The 16,924-nt window shown below is 63.7% G+C and carries 18 protein-coding genes; 7 read left to right on the forward strand and 11 right to left on the reverse strand.

Features of this window, described 5'->3' with window-relative positions:
* Positions 1 to 23 precede the first annotated feature (23 nt).
* Positions 24 to 983, forward strand: a complete 960-nt coding sequence (locus FIU86_RS15050; protein ID WP_152475828.1) for an SIS domain-containing protein — start codon at positions 24 to 26, stop codon at positions 981 to 983.
* 63 nt (positions 984 to 1,046) lie between these two features.
* Here FIU86_RS15050 and FIU86_RS15055 read toward each other — a convergent pair whose 3' ends face one another.
* The 6 genes from FIU86_RS15055 to FIU86_RS15080 all read right to left on the reverse strand — a co-directional run bounded on the left by FIU86_RS15055 (position 1,047) and on the right by FIU86_RS15080 (position 7,086).
* The gene (locus FIU86_RS15055) at positions 1,047 to 2,234 is read right to left on the reverse strand and encodes a DegT/DnrJ/EryC1/StrS aminotransferase family protein (protein WP_152475829.1); all 1,188 of its coding nucleotides are present in this window, start codon (positions 2,232 to 2,234) and stop codon (positions 1,047 to 1,049) included.
* On the reverse strand, positions 2,231 to 3,163 hold the full coding sequence (locus tag FIU86_RS15060) for a GDP-L-fucose synthase (RefSeq protein WP_152475830.1): 933 nt from the start codon (positions 3,161 to 3,163) through the stop codon (positions 2,231 to 2,233). The genes FIU86_RS15055 and FIU86_RS15060 overlap by 4 nt, the downstream gene beginning before the upstream one ends.
* Positions 3,160 to 4,218: a GDP-mannose 4,6-dehydratase gene (gene gmd / locus FIU86_RS15065; RefSeq protein WP_152475831.1), complete on the reverse strand. Its 1,059-nt coding sequence runs from the start codon at positions 4,216 to 4,218 to the stop codon at positions 3,160 to 3,162. Before gmd ends, FIU86_RS15060 begins: the two co-directional genes overlap by 4 nt.
* A gap of 111 nt (positions 4,219 to 4,329) precedes the next feature.
* Positions 4,330 to 5,070: a glucose 1-dehydrogenase gene (locus tag FIU86_RS15070; RefSeq protein ID WP_152475832.1), complete on the reverse strand. Its 741-nt coding sequence runs from the start codon at positions 5,068 to 5,070 to the stop codon at positions 4,330 to 4,332.
* Between the two features lie 73 nt (positions 5,071 to 5,143).
* Positions 5,144 to 6,310 carry a winged helix-turn-helix domain-containing protein gene (locus tag FIU86_RS15075; RefSeq protein ID WP_152475833.1) on the reverse strand — a complete coding sequence of 389 codons (1,167 nt, stop codon included), beginning with the start codon at positions 6,308 to 6,310 and terminating at the stop codon, positions 5,144 to 5,146.
* Positions 6,307 to 7,086, reverse strand: coding sequence for a hypothetical protein (locus FIU86_RS15080; protein ID WP_152475834.1), 780 nt, complete (start codon positions 7,084 to 7,086; stop codon positions 6,307 to 6,309). Before FIU86_RS15080 ends, FIU86_RS15075 begins: the two co-directional genes overlap by 4 nt.
* A 260-nt stretch (positions 7,087 to 7,346) precedes the next feature.
* Here FIU86_RS15080 and panB point away from each other — a divergent pair, with 260 nt between their 5' ends.
* Both panB and panC read left to right on the forward strand, forming a co-directional pair.
* Entirely contained in the window at positions 7,347 to 8,174 is an 828-nt protein-coding gene (gene panB / locus FIU86_RS15085) for a 3-methyl-2-oxobutanoate hydroxymethyltransferase (RefSeq protein WP_152475835.1), read from the forward strand.
* Entirely contained in the window at positions 8,171 to 9,013 is an 843-nt protein-coding gene (panC, locus tag FIU86_RS15090) for a pantoate--beta-alanine ligase (RefSeq protein ID WP_152475836.1), read from the forward strand. The genes panB and panC overlap by 4 nt, the downstream gene beginning before the upstream one ends.
* A gap of 38 nt (positions 9,014 to 9,051) precedes the next feature.
* Here panC and FIU86_RS15095 read toward each other — a convergent pair whose 3' ends face one another.
* The 4 genes from FIU86_RS15095 to FIU86_RS15110 form a co-directional block, all read right to left on the reverse strand.
* Positions 9,052 to 9,399, reverse strand: coding sequence for a hypothetical protein (locus tag FIU86_RS15095; RefSeq protein ID WP_152475837.1), 348 nt, complete (start codon positions 9,397 to 9,399; stop codon positions 9,052 to 9,054).
* Between the two features lie 111 nt (positions 9,400 to 9,510).
* Positions 9,511 to 10,797, reverse strand: coding sequence for an acetylornithine deacetylase/succinyl-diaminopimelate desuccinylase family protein (locus FIU86_RS15100; protein WP_152475838.1), 1,287 nt, complete (start codon positions 10,795 to 10,797; stop codon positions 9,511 to 9,513).
* 185 nt (positions 10,798 to 10,982) lie between these two features.
* Complete coding sequence (gph, locus tag FIU86_RS15105) at positions 10,983 to 11,645, reverse strand: phosphoglycolate phosphatase (RefSeq protein ID WP_152475839.1); 663 nt, start codon at positions 11,643 to 11,645, stop codon at positions 10,983 to 10,985.
* 22 nt (positions 11,646 to 11,667) lie between these two features.
* Complete coding sequence (locus tag FIU86_RS15110) at positions 11,668 to 12,105, reverse strand: DUF1330 domain-containing protein (protein ID WP_152475840.1); 438 nt, start codon at positions 12,103 to 12,105, stop codon at positions 11,668 to 11,670.
* 119 nt (positions 12,106 to 12,224) lie between these two features.
* Here FIU86_RS15110 and FIU86_RS15115 point away from each other — a divergent pair, with 119 nt between their 5' ends.
* The gene (locus FIU86_RS15115; RefSeq protein ID WP_152475841.1) at positions 12,225 to 12,824 is read left to right on the forward strand and encodes a hypothetical protein; all 600 of its coding nucleotides are present in this window, start codon (positions 12,225 to 12,227) and stop codon (positions 12,822 to 12,824) included.
* 65 nt (positions 12,825 to 12,889) lie between these two features.
* Here FIU86_RS15115 and FIU86_RS15120 read toward each other — a convergent pair whose 3' ends face one another.
* On the reverse strand, positions 12,890 to 13,582 hold the full coding sequence (locus FIU86_RS15120) for an NAD-dependent deacylase (protein WP_152475842.1): 693 nt from the start codon (positions 13,580 to 13,582) through the stop codon (positions 12,890 to 12,892).
* A gap of 121 nt (positions 13,583 to 13,703) precedes the next feature.
* Here FIU86_RS15120 and FIU86_RS15125 point away from each other — a divergent pair, with 121 nt between their 5' ends.
* The 3 genes from FIU86_RS15125 (at position 13,704) to FIU86_RS15135 (ending at position 16,921) form a co-directional block, all read left to right on the forward strand.
* Positions 13,704 to 14,417 carry a site-2 protease family protein gene (locus FIU86_RS15125; RefSeq protein ID WP_152475843.1) on the forward strand — a complete coding sequence of 238 codons (714 nt, stop codon included), beginning with the start codon at positions 13,704 to 13,706 and terminating at the stop codon, positions 14,415 to 14,417.
* A gap of 184 nt (positions 14,418 to 14,601) precedes the next feature.
* Positions 14,602 to 15,909: a histidinol dehydrogenase gene (gene hisD, locus FIU86_RS15130; RefSeq protein ID WP_152475844.1), complete on the forward strand. Its 1,308-nt coding sequence runs from the start codon at positions 14,602 to 14,604 to the stop codon at positions 15,907 to 15,909.
* 7 nt (positions 15,910 to 15,916) lie between these two features.
* Positions 15,917 to 16,921, forward strand: coding sequence for a D-cysteine desulfhydrase (locus FIU86_RS15135; protein WP_152475845.1), 1,005 nt, complete (start codon positions 15,917 to 15,919; stop codon positions 16,919 to 16,921).
* Positions 16,922 to 16,924: the final 3 nt, after the last annotated feature.

Genomic DNA, 16,924 nt, shown 5'->3' on the forward strand with positions numbered 1-16,924 from the left:
CGCATCTTAGCAAAGCGATCCACATGACGGACACTCCGACCCCCACCGACATTGCGCGTGACGTGCTGACCATCGAACGCGATGCGCTCGACCTGATGCGCGACACCCTGCCAGAGACGTTCGACGCCGTGGTCGACCGCCTGCTTGAGGTGCCGGGCCGGGTGATCGTCTCTGGCATGGGCAAGTCCGGCCACGTGGCGGCCAAGATCGCGGCGACCTTCGCCTCCACCGGCACGCCGGCGCAATACGTTCACCCGGGCGAAGCGAGCCATGGCGATCTCGGCATGGTCACGCGACAGGACGCCGTGATCCTGATTTCCAATTCCGGCGAAACGCGCGAACTGGCCGACATCATCGCCCACTGCGCACGGTTCTCGATCCCGCTTGTGGCGATTACCAAGAAACCCGACAGCGCACTGGCGCGACAGGCCGATTACGTCCTAGCGCTGCCCGACGCACCCGAGGCCTGCGGCATCGGCATGGCGCCCACCACCTCGACCACCTGCACCATGGCGATGGGCGACGCGCTGGCCGTCGCCATGATGAAGCTGCGCGGATTCGAGCGCGAGAACTTTCTTACTTTCCACCCCGGCGGCACTTTGGGCGCACAGCTGCTGAAGGTCTCGGCGGTCATGCATACAGGCGACGCGCTTCCCACGGTGCTTCCGGATACACCGATGTCCGAAACACTGATCGAGATGACGGCCAAAGGGTTCGGCGTCGCCGCATTGGTCGAAGATGGACGCCTGACCGGGATCATCACCGACGGTGACCTCCGGCGCAACCTTGACAGCTTGATGTCCCGCAGCGCAGGCGAAGTCGCCACGCGCGACCCCCGTACGATCGCGCCCGAAGCGCTTTTGATCGAAGCCTTGGGCGTTATGAACACCAACAAGATCAGCGCACTTTTCGCGGTGGACGACACCGGCCAACTGCGCGGCCTCGTCCACATCCACGATGCTCTGCGCGCTGGCGTCGCCTGAGAAAATTCGAGCGAATTTTCTCAGGCCCAGATTATTCGCAGAATAATCTGGGCGATCCGCACACTATTGTGTCACTTCATCCAGCGCCGCGCGCAGAAGGTCCCATTGATTTGTGAGTGGATAATGGTGATTGCCGATGAAAAGGCCATTGGCATCAATCTCGTCGGCATTAGTCAAACTGCCATGGATCACGTGATCCATGTGCTTCGAGACAACCTCGTTCTTGGCGAAATTGCCCGCCACGACGGGCCGGCATTCCACGCCTTGCCGACCGAGGGATTCAATTAGATCCGCACGTGAAAACCCTGCATCCGGTTTGACCACCATGGAAAAGCCGAACCAACTCGACGCGCCGATTTCGCGCTGGATACGGATCTGCGGATAGCCCTGCATCAGACCGCGGAACGCCTCAGCATTCTTACGCCGCTCGCCGACGATCATCGGCAGCTTCGCGATCTGCTCCTGCCCGATCGCCCCGCTCATCTCCAGTGGGCGCAGGTTATAGCCCGGAAGCACGAATTTGAAACTTTCCTCGAACGGGTCTTCGCTCTTCTCGCCGGTAACGTGATTGAACTTTGGCAAATGCCGCGTCCAGCCGTGGCTCCGCACCGACAGCATGATGTGATGAAGTTCCTCGTCATCGGTCACCACCAGCCCACCTTCCATCGTGGCGATGTGATGCGAGAAAAACGAGGAATAGCTGCCCGCGATCCCGAAAGTACCCGCCTGCCGTCCCTGGAACGTGGCTCCGAGGCTTTCGCAATTGTCCTCCATCACCACGATGTCGCGCCCCGCGACAATAGCCTCGATCCGGGCGAAATCGTTAGGGTTGCCCAGAAGGTTCACCACCATGATCGCTTTCGTCTCCGGCCCGATCGCTTCCTCCAGCGCGTCAAGATCGTAGTTCAGCGTATCGGCGTCGATATCCACGAACTTCAGGCGCAGGCCGTATTGGTGCAGCGGGTAATACGTCGTTGACCAGCTGACCGCCGGCACGATCACCTCTGCCCCGGCGGGAAGGTCGATCGTCGAGTGATACCGCAGCGCTGCCACCATCAACAGGTTCGCCGACGACCCCGAATTCACCATCACTGCATGGGCCGACCCCATCGCCGCCGCGAACTGCTCCTCGAAGGCCTTAACCTCCGCGCCCATCGAGAACATGCCCGACTGCACCACCCGGTCGATGGCCGCGTATTCCTTCTCGTCCCAACTGGTCGTCGCCAGCGGAAAACCCTTGGCCTCGCTCATGCCGCCCCCCGTTCCAACAGGTCCTGAAAATGCGCATAGGTCTGCGCGATCCCATCGGCCAGCGAGGTTTGGGCCTCCCAGCCAAAATCCTTCTGCGCGCTCACGTCCAGCAGCTTCTGCTTCATGCCGGTGGGCCGGGTCAGGTCATGTACGAATGCACCCTCCCAGCCGATCACGCGGGCGGCCTCGGCGTAGTACTCGTTGATAGAATAATCATAGCCCAGGCCGATATTCATTCGTCCCGGCAGCGCGTCGAACCGCTCGACTGCCGCCCAGACTCCGTCCGCCAGGTCGCCAGAATACATGAACTCGCGCCGCGCCGTCCCGTCGCCCCAGATCTCCACGGTTTCGTCACCGCTTTCCTTCGCCTCGTGCACCTTGCGGATGATCGCCGGCACAAGGTGTGAGATCTTGGGATCGAATTTATCGTTCAGCCCATAAAGGTTGCACGGGATCAAGGTCTTGTAAGCCAGGTCGTCGCGTTCCTGGCTGACGAAGGCACACAGCCGTGCCACCGCCACCTTGGCCAGCCCGTAGCCTTCGTTCGTCGGCTCCAATTCGCCTTTGCCGAGGCTGTCTTCGTGCAGCGGATTGGGCGCATCATGCGGGTACATACAGCTCGAGCCGAGGTTCAGCGTACGCGGCACGCCCGCCTCGCGCGCGGCCATCACCACGTTGAAACCCATGTCCATGTTTTCGGTCAGGAACGCCGCCGGGTTGGCCATGTTGGCCTGTATGCCGCCGACGCGGCCAGCCGAATGGACGATGATATCGGGCGCGGTGTCGGCTACGAACGCCATCACTGCAACCCGGTCCGTCAAGTCCACCTCGGCACTGGTCGGAGCAACGATCTGATGCGCCGCAGCCCCCGGGTGGTCCTGGATGGCGCGGCCCACCATGCCGCGCCCGCCGGTCAGCAGTACCTTCATCCCTGCTCCTGCGCCCGCTTCTGCGCCGCCGCTTCCTCAAAATCCGAAAGCGCCATTTCCTCGACCAGCGTCTCGAACGGCGTCTCCGGCGTCCAGCCAAGCTGTTGCCGTGCCTTGCTGGCATCGCCCAGCAGCGTCTCCACCTCGGCGGGACGGAAATAGGCCGGATCGACCCGCACGATCACGCGGCCGGTCTCGTCACGACCCACCTCATCCACACCTTCGCCTTCGAAAGTCACGCTCATGCCAAGCACGTCGGCCGCGCGTTTTACGAACTCGCGCACTGAATACTGCTGTCCCGTGGCGATCACATAATCCTCGGGTTTGTCCTGTTGCAACATCAGATGCATCATCTTGACGTAATCGCGCGCATGACCCCAGTCGCGCAGCGCATCCATATTGCCAAGGCGCAGGTCCTCTTGCGTACCCAGCTTGATCCGCGCCAGCGCCCGCGTGATCTTGCGCGTCACGAAGGTCTCGCCGCGAATGGGGCTCTCGTGGTTGAACAGGATGCCGTTGCAGGCATAGATGTCATAGGCCTCACGATAATTCACCGTGATCCAGTAGGCATAGAGCTTGGCCACCGCATAAGGGCTGCGCGGGTAGAACGGCGTCGTCTCGCGCTGCGGGGTCTCCTGCACCAGACCGTAAAGCTCGGAGGTCGAGGCCTGATAGAACCGCGTCTTGTCGCCCAGGCCCAGGAACCGGATCGCTTCCAGCAGGCGCAGCGCGCCCATCGCGTCGGAGTTCGCCGTGTATTCCGGCTCTTCAAAACTCACCGCCACGTGGCTTTGCGCAGCAAGGTTATAAACCTCGTCCGGCCGCACCGCTTGAAGGATCCGGGTCAGGGACGAGCTGTCGGTCATATCCCCGTGATGCAGCTGGAACTGGCCTGTCCGTCCCGGCTCGCCCTCGAACAGGTGGTCGATCCGCGCCGTGTTGAACAACGACGTGCGCCGCTTGATGCCGTGCACCTCGTAGCCTTGGGCCAGCAGATGCTCCGACAGGTACGCCCCGTCCTGTCCCGTCACGCCTGTGATAAGTGCTTTCTTCATGGGCCTTGCCCCCGCAATCCTGTCTCTCGCATGTCCGTAATGCCTCGCGCGGAAAATGAACAGGCCCTATGCCGCCGGGCGCGTCTGGAACTGCGCGGATAATGCTCTCGCTCAGATGCAGCGCCCGCCATCGACCTCCATGCAGACGCCCGTGATCATACTGGCCTCGTCGCTGCACAGGAAAGCCGCAGCGTTGCCCATGTCCTCAGGCGTGGAAAACCGCCCCAACGGGATCGTGCTCAGGAACTTGGCGCGCATCTCGGGCGTGTCCTCGCCCATGAAGGATTTCAAGAGGGGCGTTTCGCCCGCCACCGGGTTCAGCGCGTTCACCCTTATGCCCTCGGGTGCCAGTTCCACCGCCAGGGCCCGTGTCGCCGTAATCATCCACCCCTTGGAGGCGTTGTACCAGTTGAGCTTTGGTCGCGGGCTGACGCCGGCGGTGGAGGCGACGTTCAGGAACACGCCCGATCCCCGCGCCTTCATTCCTGCCACGAAATTCTGCACCGAAAGGTAGACCGACTTGCAATTAACCGCGAAGACCCGGTCGAAATCCTCCTCGGCCACCTCTTCCGCCGGCGTCGGCAGATGGGTAACTCCGGCATTGTTCACCACGATATCCGGCAGGCCGAACGTCATCTCGGTGGCCAGCGTCAACGCCTTCATGCTCGCCGGATCCGCCACTTCCACCGGACAGGCCGCTGCGCCCAGTTCCTCGGCCAAGGCCATTGCGCCCGGGCCATTCAGGTCGGCGATCATCACCTGCGCACCCTCGGCGATGAACTTGCGCACGATCCCTGCGCCAAAGCCGCTTGCCCCGCCGGTCACTACCGCGGTCTTTCCTTGCAATCGCATCTGAAACCTCCCTTGCCGTCTTTTGGCGCATGGCACCTTGCCTTGGCCCTCGGCGCAAGCCCTATCTGACGGATCACACCGGGCGCGGCACGCTCCAGCCCACGTCCCGGATCCCGGCCAGACGTGCGAAGCGCTCCAATTCACGCTCCAGCTTGGCCAGCCGCTGCGCGGTCCACTTGACCCGCGGTTCGGGCCAGAAGCCCGTCACCCGCATCCAGCCCGCCGCCCGGTCGGCTTTCAGTTCCAGCCGCCCGACAAACCGATCGCCCTCCAGCAGCGGGTAAACGTAGTATCCCCAGATCCTTTGATCTTTCGGCACGAACATCTCGTTGCGGTAGGCAAACCCGAACAGCCGCTCCAGCCGCACGCGGTCGCGGATCGCCGGATCGAACGGGTTGAGCAGACGCAGATGCGACGAGACGCCCTGCGCTGCCGCCAGTCGGGCTTCGATATCGGCCACGCCCCAGGCTTGCCGCCATGTCCCATCCGCGCCTTCCACTTCCAGCGGCACCAACGCGCGACGCTCGGACCAGGCTTTTGCCTCAGGGGCGGTCATCGCATCCCAGAACCGCTGCACTTCGCCCACCGTGGCAATACCCAGGCGGTCGAGCGCGGCATCACACAGCCAGTCCGCCCCCACCTCCTCGCCCGGGCAGCGCCGCAGATCCGCAGGGAACACGCGCTCGCCAAGATCATAGAACTTCACGAAATTCTCGCGGTGGCAGGTCGCCAAGTCGCCGGCATACCACATCTGGTCCAGCGCCTTCTTGTGCGGCGGGCGTGCCCACATTTCCCGGCTCTCCGCCTTGGTGTCGAACGCGTGGGTCGACAACGGCCCCTCCTGCGCGATGCGCTCACGGATCCGTTGCACCTGGTCCTGCCCCAGCCCCGAACGGTACCAATCGGACCGCGACACTTTCGCGCCCAGCCGCCGGAACTGACGCTGCCAATAGGGCAACACTTCCATCGGGATCAGCGAGGCGTCATGCGTAAAATGTTCGAACAACTGCCGGTTTTTCAGAAGCGGCCACAATTGCCGTTCGTGATAGTTCCGGTTGCGGCTCCACAGGATGTGGTGATGGGCGCGGGTGACGTTGCGGATCGTGTCGATCTGTACGAAGCCCAAACGCCGGATGATGCCCATCACGTCCACCGGCCCGCCGGGCGCATCGGCCAACCCGTTGGCATGCAGCCAAAGCCGCCTTGCCGCCCGGTTGCCGATCCGCAGCGCCGCGGTCATGGCCGGCTCATATATACCAGCGTGTCGCGTAGGGCGCGGCCCTCGAACTGAAGAACCGTGTTCATGAAAAGCCGCCCGATGGCGCAAGCTTCGGTGTTGCTGGCGTGGTCGAGATTCATCATCGCGACCATCAAGTCCCCGGCCCGGTCAGTGGCCTGGATACTGCGCGTCATGCTGGCCTGTATGCGCGCCTCGACCCGTTGCGTCGTCGCATCGCTCAACCTGACCGGCGCACGACGCGCCCCAACCCGGGCGGCTTTTGCCTGGATGCGGTAATACTCCTGCAACGCCTCGGTGTTCAGCCGTGCCGCCACGCGCGAGGTCAGTTCGGCAAACCTTGCAGGGCGCATCCGGTTGCTCACTGCCATACCGCATTGCCGGATCGTCAGCGTCTCCATGATCTTGCGCTCGACGGTGTAATAGAACTTCAAATCCCGCGTCGGCAGATGGCCCAACCCCCGCTCGATCAGTGGCCACATCAACCCGTCCGAAACCCGCACGGCGGTCGGGTCCTCGAACGCCGCGATGACCTGGTCCGCAACATAGCCCGCGATCACAGGATCACGGTAAAGCAGTTCCGCCTGCGCCACCGCCAGCTCGAGGTTCTCGCCGCTGAACCCCAGCAGGCGCAAATCCTCGCGGATCGGCGCGATATCGGGAAGTTGCCCCAACAGCCGGATCACCTCTTGCCGCTCGGACGCCGTGGCCCTTTCCTGGGCCATGGCAAGTCCTGTGCCGGCCAGGGTCAGCCAGGCGAGAACGGCAAGAAAGCGCAAGAGATGTCTCCTATCCGGGGCGGCAGGGCGTGATCGGCGCGTGCCGCCGTCACTTGCGCTCAACCTAAGGATTCTGCGACGGTTTGAAAGCCCCTTCCGGACCCCGTACCTCGAATTGCCGCGCCAGTGCCGCGCAAGCACCCGAAGATATCGTCCAATACTCCCGGATATCAGGGCCTTGCCCCAGTGCGCTTCGATGCTGGATTCGCTGTCACTTACCTGTTAGGTCATCTCGCACGAAGCCATTGCCGGAGCGTCCCATGAGCGCCACAGCCCGCAAATCAGCCCACCTGCCCGACGATATCCGCGCCATGAAAGGCGGCACGCCCATCGTGTCGCTGACCGCTTATACGACACCGATGGCGCAGCTGATGGATGCCCATTGCGACTTCGTCCTCGTGGGCGACAGCGTCGGCATGGTCCTGCATGGCATGCAAAATACGCTCGCCGTGTCCATGGAAATGATGATCATGCACGGCCAGGCCGTGGCCCGGGGGCTCAAGTCCGCGATGCTGGTCGTGGACATGCCCTTCGGCTCCTACGAGGAAAGCCCGGCACAGGCCTTTCGCAATGCCGCGCGCATGATGGCCGAAACCGGCTGCGCTGCGGTCAAGCTCGAGGGCGGCGTGCACATGGCTGAAACCATCGCCTTTCTTGTGGCCCGCGGGGTGCCGGTCATGGCGCATATCGGGCTGACGCCGCAATCAATCAACACGCTGGGCGGCTACAAGGTTCAGGGCCGTGACGCCGGCGCGGGACAGGTCCTGCGCGATGCCCGCGCGGTCGCTGATGCCGGCGCCTTCTCGGTGGTCCTGGAAAAGCTGCCCGCAAGCCTCTCGGACGAGATCACCGAGGAAATACCGATTCCGACCATCGGCATCGGCGCCTCGGCGGGGTGCGACGGCCAGATCCTGGTGCATTACGACATGCTGGGCCTCTTCACCGCTTTCAAGCCGAAATTCGTCAAGCGCTACGCCAACTTGGGCGAGGATGCGGAAAAGGCCATCGCCGCCTATGCCGAAGAGGTCCGCGCCCGTGCTTTCCCGGCCGAAGAGCACATGTTCGCGGACAAGGCCCCCAAAAAATGACGGCGCCGATCCTGCGGCAACTGGACGATCTTCGCGCCACCACCGCGCCATGGCTGCGGGCAGGGGCCCGTATCGGCGTGGTGCCAACGATGGGCGCACTACATGACGGGCACCTCTCGCTGGTGGCAGCGGCGAAAAAGACCTGCGACCACGTCATCGTGACGATCTTCGTGAATCCCAAGCAGTTCAACAACCCCGAGGACCTGGCCAACTACCCCCGGACCGAGACCGACGACGCGAAGAAGCTCGCCCGCTTCGACATCGACGCGCTCTGGGTACCGGACGGCGACCAGGTTTACCCGGACGGTTTTGCGACCAGCGTGTCGGTCTCCGGGCTGACCGACGTGATGGACGGCGCCTATCGCCCGGGCCATTTCGACGGGGTCGCCACCGTGGTGACCAAGCTGTTCACCCAGACCTCCGCCACCGACGCATACTTTGGCGAGAAGGACTTTCAGCAACTCCTCGTGGTGCGCCGCCTCGCCGCCGACCTCGACCTTGGCGTGACCGTGCATGGCTGCCCCACGATCCGCGACATCGACGGGCTGGCGCTCAGTTCGCGCAACCTGCTGCTGTCGGACCGGGCCCGCACCACGGCCCCCCGCCTGCACGAGGAAATGGAAGAAATCGCCGCGGGCCTCTCCCGCGGAGACGCGTTCGAACCGCTGCGCGAGGCTGCAACGGCCCGCCTGCTCAAGGCTGGCTTCACCAAGGTCGATTATCTCGACCTGCGTGCCCAATCCGACCTGCGCAGCGTCTCTGAGACCGCGCAGCCCGCGCGCCTGTTCGCCGCGGCGCATCTTGCCGGCGTGCGGCTCATCGACAATATCGCGGTCTGATACACCCTGCTGCCGACCCCGCCACGCGGCAAGCTTTGTCAGTACTCGTTGGGATTTCCTTCCAGGATCGTGCCTGTGCCGTCGGCTGTGTCGCCGTTCATCCAGCTGACATTCTCTCCGTCCAGCGCGACGCTCCAGCAATTCTCGCCCTCACCGTAGTCAAAGCACATCTGGTCGTCCGACACCCGCCATTCCCCGGTGTACTCGGCGCCCAGGATCGTTCCGTCGGTATCGTAGAACTCGGTATAGGCCGTCCCGTTCGACATGTCGCCCTGAACTGTATTCCCGGAGATCGCTGCCTTGATCTCTTCGCCCGACGCAAGTTCGCCCGCCGCCAGCGGTCCCGCTGCAAATGCCGCCACCGCGGTAAAAACGAAATGTTTCATGAGTGTCCTCCTGTTGGATCAACCCATCGAACTGCGCCGAACAGGCAGGAAATCAAGTGATCCTCTGGGATGGTGGGCGATAGGTGCAACGGGCGTGGGTTGTCACCCGCCCTACGCCTTTAACAACGCGTGCAACGCCAACGCCATGACTTGCGCGCTTTCCACCATATCATCGATCCCGACATACTCGTCGGGCTTATGCGCCAGGTCCAGGATGCCCGGCCCATAGGCGATGCAGTTTTTCAGCCGCCCGATCCGGTCGATATGCTTCTGGTCATAGGTGCCGGGGCTGACCACGTATTGCGCTTCGCGTCCGAACACCGTTTCGACAGCATCCGACACCGCGCCCACGACCGGCGCATCCCGCTCGGTCATCGTCGGCTCGACACTGTGGATACCCTTGATCGTATAGTCGAACCCGGCCCGGCCTGCGCGCACCCGCTCCAGCACCTCGCGGACCTCCTGCTCGACCTCGCGAATATCCTCCTCGATCAGGAAACGCCGGTCGATCACCATCCGGCAGCGGTCGGGCACGCAGGGGCTGGGCAAGCCGGTATAATCCATGTCCTGCTCCGGCTCGCCGCCATGGATCGAATTGATGTTCAGTGTCGACTGCTTTGCCCCTTCCGGCACCACCGGCATGTCCGTGCGCTTCTGCGCCAATGCAGGGAACAGGCTTTTTTCCATCTCGGCCATGACAGCCCCCATGTGCCGCACCGCGCAATCACCAAGGAACGGCATCGAGCCATGGGCAATCTCGCCCAGCGTCTCGATCTCGGCCCACCACACGCCGCGATGCCCCAGACAGATACGGTCCTTGTTCAGCGGTTCGGGGATGATCACATGCTGCACCCGGTCGGGGCTGAAATATCCCTTCTCGGCCAGGTAGGCGACGCCACCGAATCCGCCCGATTCCTCGTCGGCCGTGCCACTGATCTCGATGGCACCGGCATATTCGGGGCATATCGCGATGAAAGCCTCGGCGGCCACGATACTGGCCGCCAACCCGCCTTTCATGTCACAGGCACCCCGGCCATAGACCCGGCCGTCTTTCACCTCGCCGCCGAACGGGTCGACCGTCCAGCCATGGCCCACCTCGACCACGTCGATATGGCTGTTGAAATGCACGCATTGTCCCGGGCCGCATCCCTCGCGCCGCGCCACGATGTTCCAGCGCGGATGCCGGTCACTGTCGCCCACGGCACCCTCGGCCCGGATCAGTTCGGTGTGAAACCCGGATTTGAGCAACCGCCGGTCCAGCAGATCACAGATCTCGCGGTAGAGTGCCCCGGGCGGGTTCAGCGTCGGGATGCGGATCAATTCCTGTGTCAGTGCCACCAGGTCGTCGCGCCGCGCCGTTACCTCGGCCAGCAATCTTGCGGTCAGGTCTGCGCTCATCCCCCTGCCCCGCTGACCCGGGTCTCGACACCGTTTCTGCAAGTTGCAAATTTCGACGGGAACACATAGCCGCGCAGGTCTTCGACAAGCGATGTAATCGACAGTTTCCGCATCTTCCCCGCTCGCTCCGTTCGGACGCCCCCGCTTTGGCACAGCCTAGCAGCGCCACCGCGAATTGAAAGCGCTCAGCCTACGCCCAGCAACCGCCTTACGATGGCAGGCAGATCGTCGAACGCGTCGAACCGCGCGTCATGAGGCAACTCCTCTGCCGAGGTTCTGCGATACCCTTGGGTGTATAGCGCGAAGGGCACCTCAGCCCGCGCAGCGGTTTCGGCATCGACTTCGCTGTCGCCGACGAACAACACACTAGCTGCCCCGAGGCGCGCTGTGACCTCGTGCAGCGGCGCAGGGTCGGGTTTGCGCACCGTCAGGGTATCGCCACCGACCACCACGCCGAAATACCGATCCAGTCCCAGATGCGTCAGCACCGCGGCGGTCGGCCCTTCCGGCTTGTTGGTGCAAACTGCCAGTTTCAGCCCCTCGGCCGCCAATGCGTCAAGGCAAGCCACCACCCCTGGGTAGGGCCGCGTCAAATGAACCGCACCCTCGTAAAGCGCCAGAAAATCATCCAGAACCTCCGTTTGCAACCCCGTGTCCGCGGCCAACCCACGCGCCGACAAGCAGCGTTCAACGAACACCGCCGCGCCGTGGCCCACGAAGTCGCGCGCCTCGGCCAGCGTGAAGGGCGCGATATCCCGACGCTCCAGCACCGTGTTGGCGGCGGCATGAATGTCCGGTGCGCTGTCGATCAGCGTCCCGTCCAAGTCAAAGACGACTGCCTGCTTCATGCCTCTTGCACCTCCAACACCCTCAGCCCTCAACCATCGTCATGTCCCCGAACCCGGCGCCGGGAATACCCGGCCACATCCGGATCAGGCGCGAATCCGCGACTGCGGCCTGCCGATGCAGCACGGCCTTGCGATACATAGGGTCGCGCAACATGCCGACAAAGGCGGACACGCTGGGATACTCAGCGATAAAGGCAATGTCCCACGCCTGATCCGCCGGCCCGATCAGCATCAATTCCGGCTGGCCCGCCCAGACGATCCGCCCGCCCAACTCGCGCAGCACCGGCGCACTCTCGTGTCCATAGGTGGCATAGGCCTCGGCCCCCGTCGCCTGCGTCCCGTCGTCGTATTCCGCGACCTGCCGCAGTCTTATGAGGTTCAGCATATGCACCGGACCCGGCCTCTCCATCTCGCGGAATCGGGCGAAACGCTCTTTCGTGGGGTCAATATGGCCGGGCATCTGTGCTCTCCTGTCGTGCCGCCACCCTGCCCGGCGCGCGCCGGAAAGGAAAGCATGGTTGAACCCCGGCACCCTCTGGACCGACGCACATCCATCAACCTTTAAAAGGAGCAATCGTCATGAAACGCCTTCTCACCCTGACATTCCTCGCGATTACCACCGCCATCCCCGCCGCTTTCGCCGAAGAGGGCACCATCGCCCTGGACGACCTGACGGACGACATCGTGCCCACCGTTGCCCGGCCCGGCGCCGACCGCGATTTCGACGGCAACGGTCCGATCATGACGCTGGGCACCGAACTGACCATCGGACGGAACGGGCGGGCCGTCTTCGCATCGGTAATCTTCTCTGCTCGCGAGGACGGCGGCGACGGCACCGCCACCTCGATCCGCACCGCGCCTACCGAAGTCTGGCGCTGGCGACCCTCCGACGGGGCCCGCTTCGTCAGCCGTATCATCACCAACCCCACCGTTACCACGCGCCTGCGGTCCGTGCCCGGCTGCGCGCCCATCGGCTGTGCCACGATCGGCCCGGCCGAGGATGGCGGGCTTATCCTGACCCAGCGCAACCTGCCGGGGTATCTGAATGCGGTCACCTATCTCAGTGACACCATGGGCGACGACATTTCGACTGACCAGAATCCCCACGGCGACACATCAATCCGCAACATCAGCTTCGACCCGATCGTGGTGGAATTCTCCAGCCAGCTCGGCGGCTGACCGAAGCGCCCGGCCTCCTCTCGCTCGCCCCCCATTCAACATCGGGCCGGGCGGGCGGAGCCAGTTCACCCTTTCAGGATCTCCTCCACCCAAAGCGGCACCACCTCGCTGGCCGGCCCACGGCGGTGCTCATCAAAGTCGCGCGAAGCAGTGGAGACCTCCAGGTTCAGCTCCACCGTATGCGCGCCCATCCGCCGTGCATGCTGACCATAAGCCGCCGCAGGATAGACGTTCCCCGAGGTGCCGATCGCGGCAAAGATATCCGCCTCGGCCAGCGCCGGGTCGATCCGGTCCATCCCATAAGGGATCTCGCCAAACCAAACGACATCGGGCCGTGTCTGGCATCGCCCGCATTCGGGGCACGCATCCTCGATGCGCATCTCGTCGGGCGCGGGCCAGCGATGGCCACAGGCGTGGCACAACGCCTGGTCCAGCTGACCGTGCATATGCAGCACGTTGCGGCTTCCGGCGGCCTCGTGCAGACCATCGACATTCTGCGTGATCACCAGCACATCGCCATCATGCTCGGCTTCCAGCCGCGCCAGCGCCTGATGGGCCGGATTGGGTCGCGCGCCGGCGGCTTGCGCCCTTCGCGCATTGTAGAATGCCTGCACCAGCGCGGGATTACGGGCAAACCCCTCCGGCGTCGCCACGTCTTCGATCCGGTGCTGCGCCCACAGACCGTCCTCATCGCGGAACGTGCCCAAGCCGCTTTCGGCGGATATCCCGGCCCCGGTTAGGATCACAATCTTCGTCATGACAATTCCATCACCTCGCCGCCGCCTGCCATAGTTCTGCTCACATTAACCTCTACAAACTCTTTTGAAACCATCCAGCGCCAGAAGACGACTGCCAGATATCGGCATAAGGAAGAAAAATTTGTTCCAGGATACCAACCCCGTTTTCGAATTTCGCGGCCCCTTTGGCGTTCCTGTGCAAATCGGCGGCTCGATCTTCTTTCTGCTGGCGTTCTTTGCCTACACGGGCAGCGGTGACATCGCGTGGACGGCGGCGTTCGTCGGCATGCTCATGGCCTCGATCTTCCTCCACGAAATGGGCCACGCCTGGGCCTGCCTCGTGCAGGGCGTGCCCGTGCGCCGGGTCATGCTCTATGGCGGTGGCGGTTTCTGCGAACGCGCCCGCTCGGCGACGGCGCATCAGCAGGAACTGATCGTGGCGATGGGACCGATCGTGAACCTCGTGCTTTGGGCACTGGCCTCGCTGGCCTCGGACGCGCTTTGGGACAGCGTTTTCGCAAATGCATCGGCCTACACCGATCCGACGCTGATCCTGTCCTCACCGCAGGCCCGGCTCGCGGAATATCTCGGGCTTTTCGCCCATATCAACGGCTTCTTGGCCATCTTCAACCTCTTGCCGGTGCAGCCACTGGACGGCGGCAAACTGTTGCATCTTCTGATGCTGCGTCTGGCGCCTCAACAGGTCGCAACGACAGTCACGGGTGGCATCGGCCTCGTGCTGTCGATCCTGTGGATCCCCGGAATACTGATCGCGTTCGGTATGGGATGGTGGCTGTTGTTCTTCATTCCCTCGATCCCACAGCATTTCGCCATGCTGCGCGGCCGTCCCGCCTGACACGAAAATTCGTACGAATTTTCGCGGCGAAGATTATTCGTATGAATAATCTTCTGCCCCGGACGCAGTTTCGCCTTTCCCGAAAACGCTCTTCCGGCCTTGGAAAAACAGGGGCGCACAAGGATCACGCCCCTTGCTTGAAAGCTACAATCGGCGCAGTCGGGATAGGGACAGGAGATTTGCCATGCCCCTTACCCATCTCAAGACCGCTCCCGGTCAGCCCCCCCAAACCGCCGCCGACATCGCGGACACCGTTCAGGTCATGCTCGGCCGGCTAAGGGCCGGCGGAGCCCAAACAGCCCTGGAATATGCCCGCCAGCTTGACGGCTGGACCGGCGAGGTCGCCGTGCCCGCCGCCACGATCGAGGCTGCTATCGCGCGCGTCCCGCAAGACCTGCGCGACCATATCCGCTGGGCCCACGACAACATCTCGCGCTTTGCCGCCGCGCAACGCGCCACCGTGCAGGATATGCAGATCGAGCTGCGCCCCGGCTTGATCGCCGGACAGCGACAAATACCCGTGCAGGCCGCCGGATGCTACGTGCCCGGGGGGCGCTACACCCATATCGCCTCGGCGCTCATGTCCATTGCAACCGCCCGCGAGGCGGGCGTGCCCGATATCACCGCTTGCTCGCCTCCCAACGGTGACGCGGGCATTCCCGACGCGATGCTTTATGCCATGCATCTTGCCGGCGCCACGCGCATCCTGTGCATCGGCGGCGTGCAGGGCATCGCCGCCATGGCCTTCGGCATGTTCGGGGCTCCCGCCGCGGATATCCTTGTCGGTCCCGGCAACGCGTATGTCGCCGAAGCCAAGCGCCAGTTGTTCGGCCCCATCGGCATCGACATGTTCGCCGGCCCCACCGACAGCCTCATCCTCGCCGATCACACCGCCGATGCCGAGGTCGTCGCGGTCGATCTGGTCAGCCAGGCCGAGCATGGCACGACCAGCCCCGTCTGGCTTGCCACCACCGACCGCATGCTGGCCGAGACGGTCCTCGCCCGCGTGCCCGAGCTGATCGAAACGCTTCCGGGGCCAAACCGCGCCGCCGCTAGCCAGGCGTGGGCCGACCAAGCCGAAATCGTGCTTTGCGACACGCCCGAGGACATGGCGCAATATGCCGACGCCAAGGCACCCGAACATCTTCAGGTGATGGCCGAGGACCTTGATTGGTGGCGCGAGCGGCTCACCGCTTACGGCTCGCTCTTTCTGGGCGAAAACACAACCGTCAGCTTCGGCGACAAGGCGTCGGGCCCCAATCACGTGCTGCCCACATCCGGTGCGGCCCGCTATACCGGGGGGCTGTCCGTGCACAAGTTTCTCAAGACCGTGACCTGGCAAACCGCCTCGGACGAGGCCGTGCACGACCTTGCCCGCGCCACCGCCGCCATCAGCCGCGCCGAACGCATGGAAGGCCACGCGCTGGCCGCCGACATCCGGCTGGACAAACTGGCCGGACCTGCGAAACTCACTGCAAATTTCAAAGGATAAGACAAAGATGAACCTCGCTAAGTTTCCCCGCGTGCGCCTAGCGCATCTGGCCACTCCACTCGAACCCATGCCGCGCCTCAGCGAGGCGCTTGGCGGGCCCGAGATCTGGATCAAGCGGGACGACTGCACGGGGCTCTCCACGGGCGGCAACAAAACGCGCAAGCTGGAGTTCCTGATGGCCGAAGCGCAGGAACAAGGCGCCGCGATGGTCATGACCCAGGGCGCGACCCAGTCGAACCACGCCCGCCAGACCGCGGCGGCGGCGGCCAAGCTTGGCCTTGCCTGCCATATCCTGCTCGAGGACCGGACCGGCTACAATTACGATAACTACAAATACAACGGCAACGTCCTCTTGGATCACCTGCACGGCGCGACGATGGAACATCGCGGCCCCGACCTCGACATGAATGCCGAAATGGAAGCCGTGGCCGACAAGTTTCGCGAAGAGGGCAAAAAGGTCTACACCATTCCGGGCGGCGGCTCTAACGCCACCGGCGCGCTGGGATACGTCAACTGCGCCTTCGAGATGCTGAACCAGTTCGTCACCATGGGCCTCGAAGTCGACCACATCGTTCACGCAACCGGCTCGGCGGGCACGCAGGCGGGCCTGATCACCGGCCTCAAGGCGATGAACGCGCAGATCCCGCTCTTGGGCATCGGCGTCCGCGCACCCAAACCCAAGCAGGAGGAAAACGTCTACAACCTCGCCCTCAAGACCGCCGAGAAACTGGGTTGTCCCGGCGTCGTCGCGCGCGAGGACGTGGTCGCCAACACCGACTACGTCGGCCCCGGCTACGGCATTCCCGCCGAGGACACACTGGAGGCGATCGACCTCTTCGCCCGGACCGAGGCGATCCTGCTCGACCCGGTCTATTCGGCCAAGGGCGCCGCTGGCCTCATCGACCTCTGCCGCAACGGGCACTTCAAGAAAGGTGAGCGCGTTGTCTTTCTGCATACCGGCGGGGCCATCGGCCTGACCGGGTACAGCCATTGCTTCGACGTGCCTAAGTAACCC

Origin of the sequence: Roseovarius sp. THAF9, assembly GCF_009363715.1 — a bacterium.
Taxonomy (GTDB): Bacteria; Pseudomonadota; Alphaproteobacteria; order Rhodobacterales; family Rhodobacteraceae; genus Roseovarius.

Excerpts from the sequence above, each read along its gene's own strand:
- FIU86_RS15070 (WP_152475832.1), bottom strand. The coding sequence starts at position 5,070 with ATGCGATTGCAAGGAAAGACCGCGGTAGTGACCGGCGGGGCAAGCGGC.
- panB (WP_152475835.1), top strand. The coding sequence starts at position 7,347 with ATGAGCGCCACAGCCCGCAAATCAGCCCACCTGCCCGACGATATCCGC.
- FIU86_RS15055 (WP_152475829.1), bottom strand. The coding sequence starts at position 2,234 with ATGAGCGAGGCCAAGGGTTTTCCGCTGGCGACGACCAGTTGGGACGAG.
- FIU86_RS15100 (WP_152475838.1), bottom strand. The coding sequence starts at position 10,797 with ATGAGCGCAGACCTGACCGCAAGATTGCTGGCCGAGGTAACGGCGCGG.
- FIU86_RS15095 (WP_152475837.1), bottom strand. The coding sequence starts at position 9,399 with ATGAAACATTTCGTTTTTACCGCGGTGGCGGCATTTGCAGCGGGACCG.
- FIU86_RS15135 (WP_152475845.1), top strand. The coding sequence starts at position 15,917 with ATGAACCTCGCTAAGTTTCCCCGCGTGCGCCTAGCGCATCTGGCCACT.
- FIU86_RS15060 (WP_152475830.1), bottom strand. The coding sequence starts at position 3,163 with ATGAAGGTACTGCTGACCGGCGGGCGCGGCATGGTGGGCCGCGCCATC.
- FIU86_RS15120 (WP_152475842.1), bottom strand. The coding sequence starts at position 13,582 with ATGACGAAGATTGTGATCCTAACCGGGGCCGGGATATCCGCCGAAAGC.
- FIU86_RS15110 (WP_152475840.1), bottom strand. The coding sequence starts at position 12,105 with ATGCCCGGCCATATTGACCCCACGAAAGAGCGTTTCGCCCGATTCCGC.
- gmd (WP_152475831.1), bottom strand. The coding sequence starts at position 4,218 with ATGAAGAAAGCACTTATCACAGGCGTGACGGGACAGGACGGGGCGTAC.
- FIU86_RS15115 (WP_152475841.1), top strand. The coding sequence starts at position 12,225 with ATGAAACGCCTTCTCACCCTGACATTCCTCGCGATTACCACCGCCATC.
- FIU86_RS15075 (WP_152475833.1), bottom strand. The coding sequence starts at position 6,310 with ATGACCGCGGCGCTGCGGATCGGCAACCGGGCGGCAAGGCGGCTTTGG.
- gph (WP_152475839.1), bottom strand. The coding sequence starts at position 11,645 with ATGAAGCAGGCAGTCGTCTTTGACTTGGACGGGACGCTGATCGACAGC.
- hisD (WP_152475844.1), top strand. The coding sequence starts at position 14,602 with ATGCCCCTTACCCATCTCAAGACCGCTCCCGGTCAGCCCCCCCAAACC.
- panC (WP_152475836.1), top strand. The coding sequence starts at position 8,171 with ATGACGGCGCCGATCCTGCGGCAACTGGACGATCTTCGCGCCACCACC.
- FIU86_RS15050 (WP_152475828.1), top strand. The coding sequence starts at position 24 with ATGACGGACACTCCGACCCCCACCGACATTGCGCGTGACGTGCTGACC.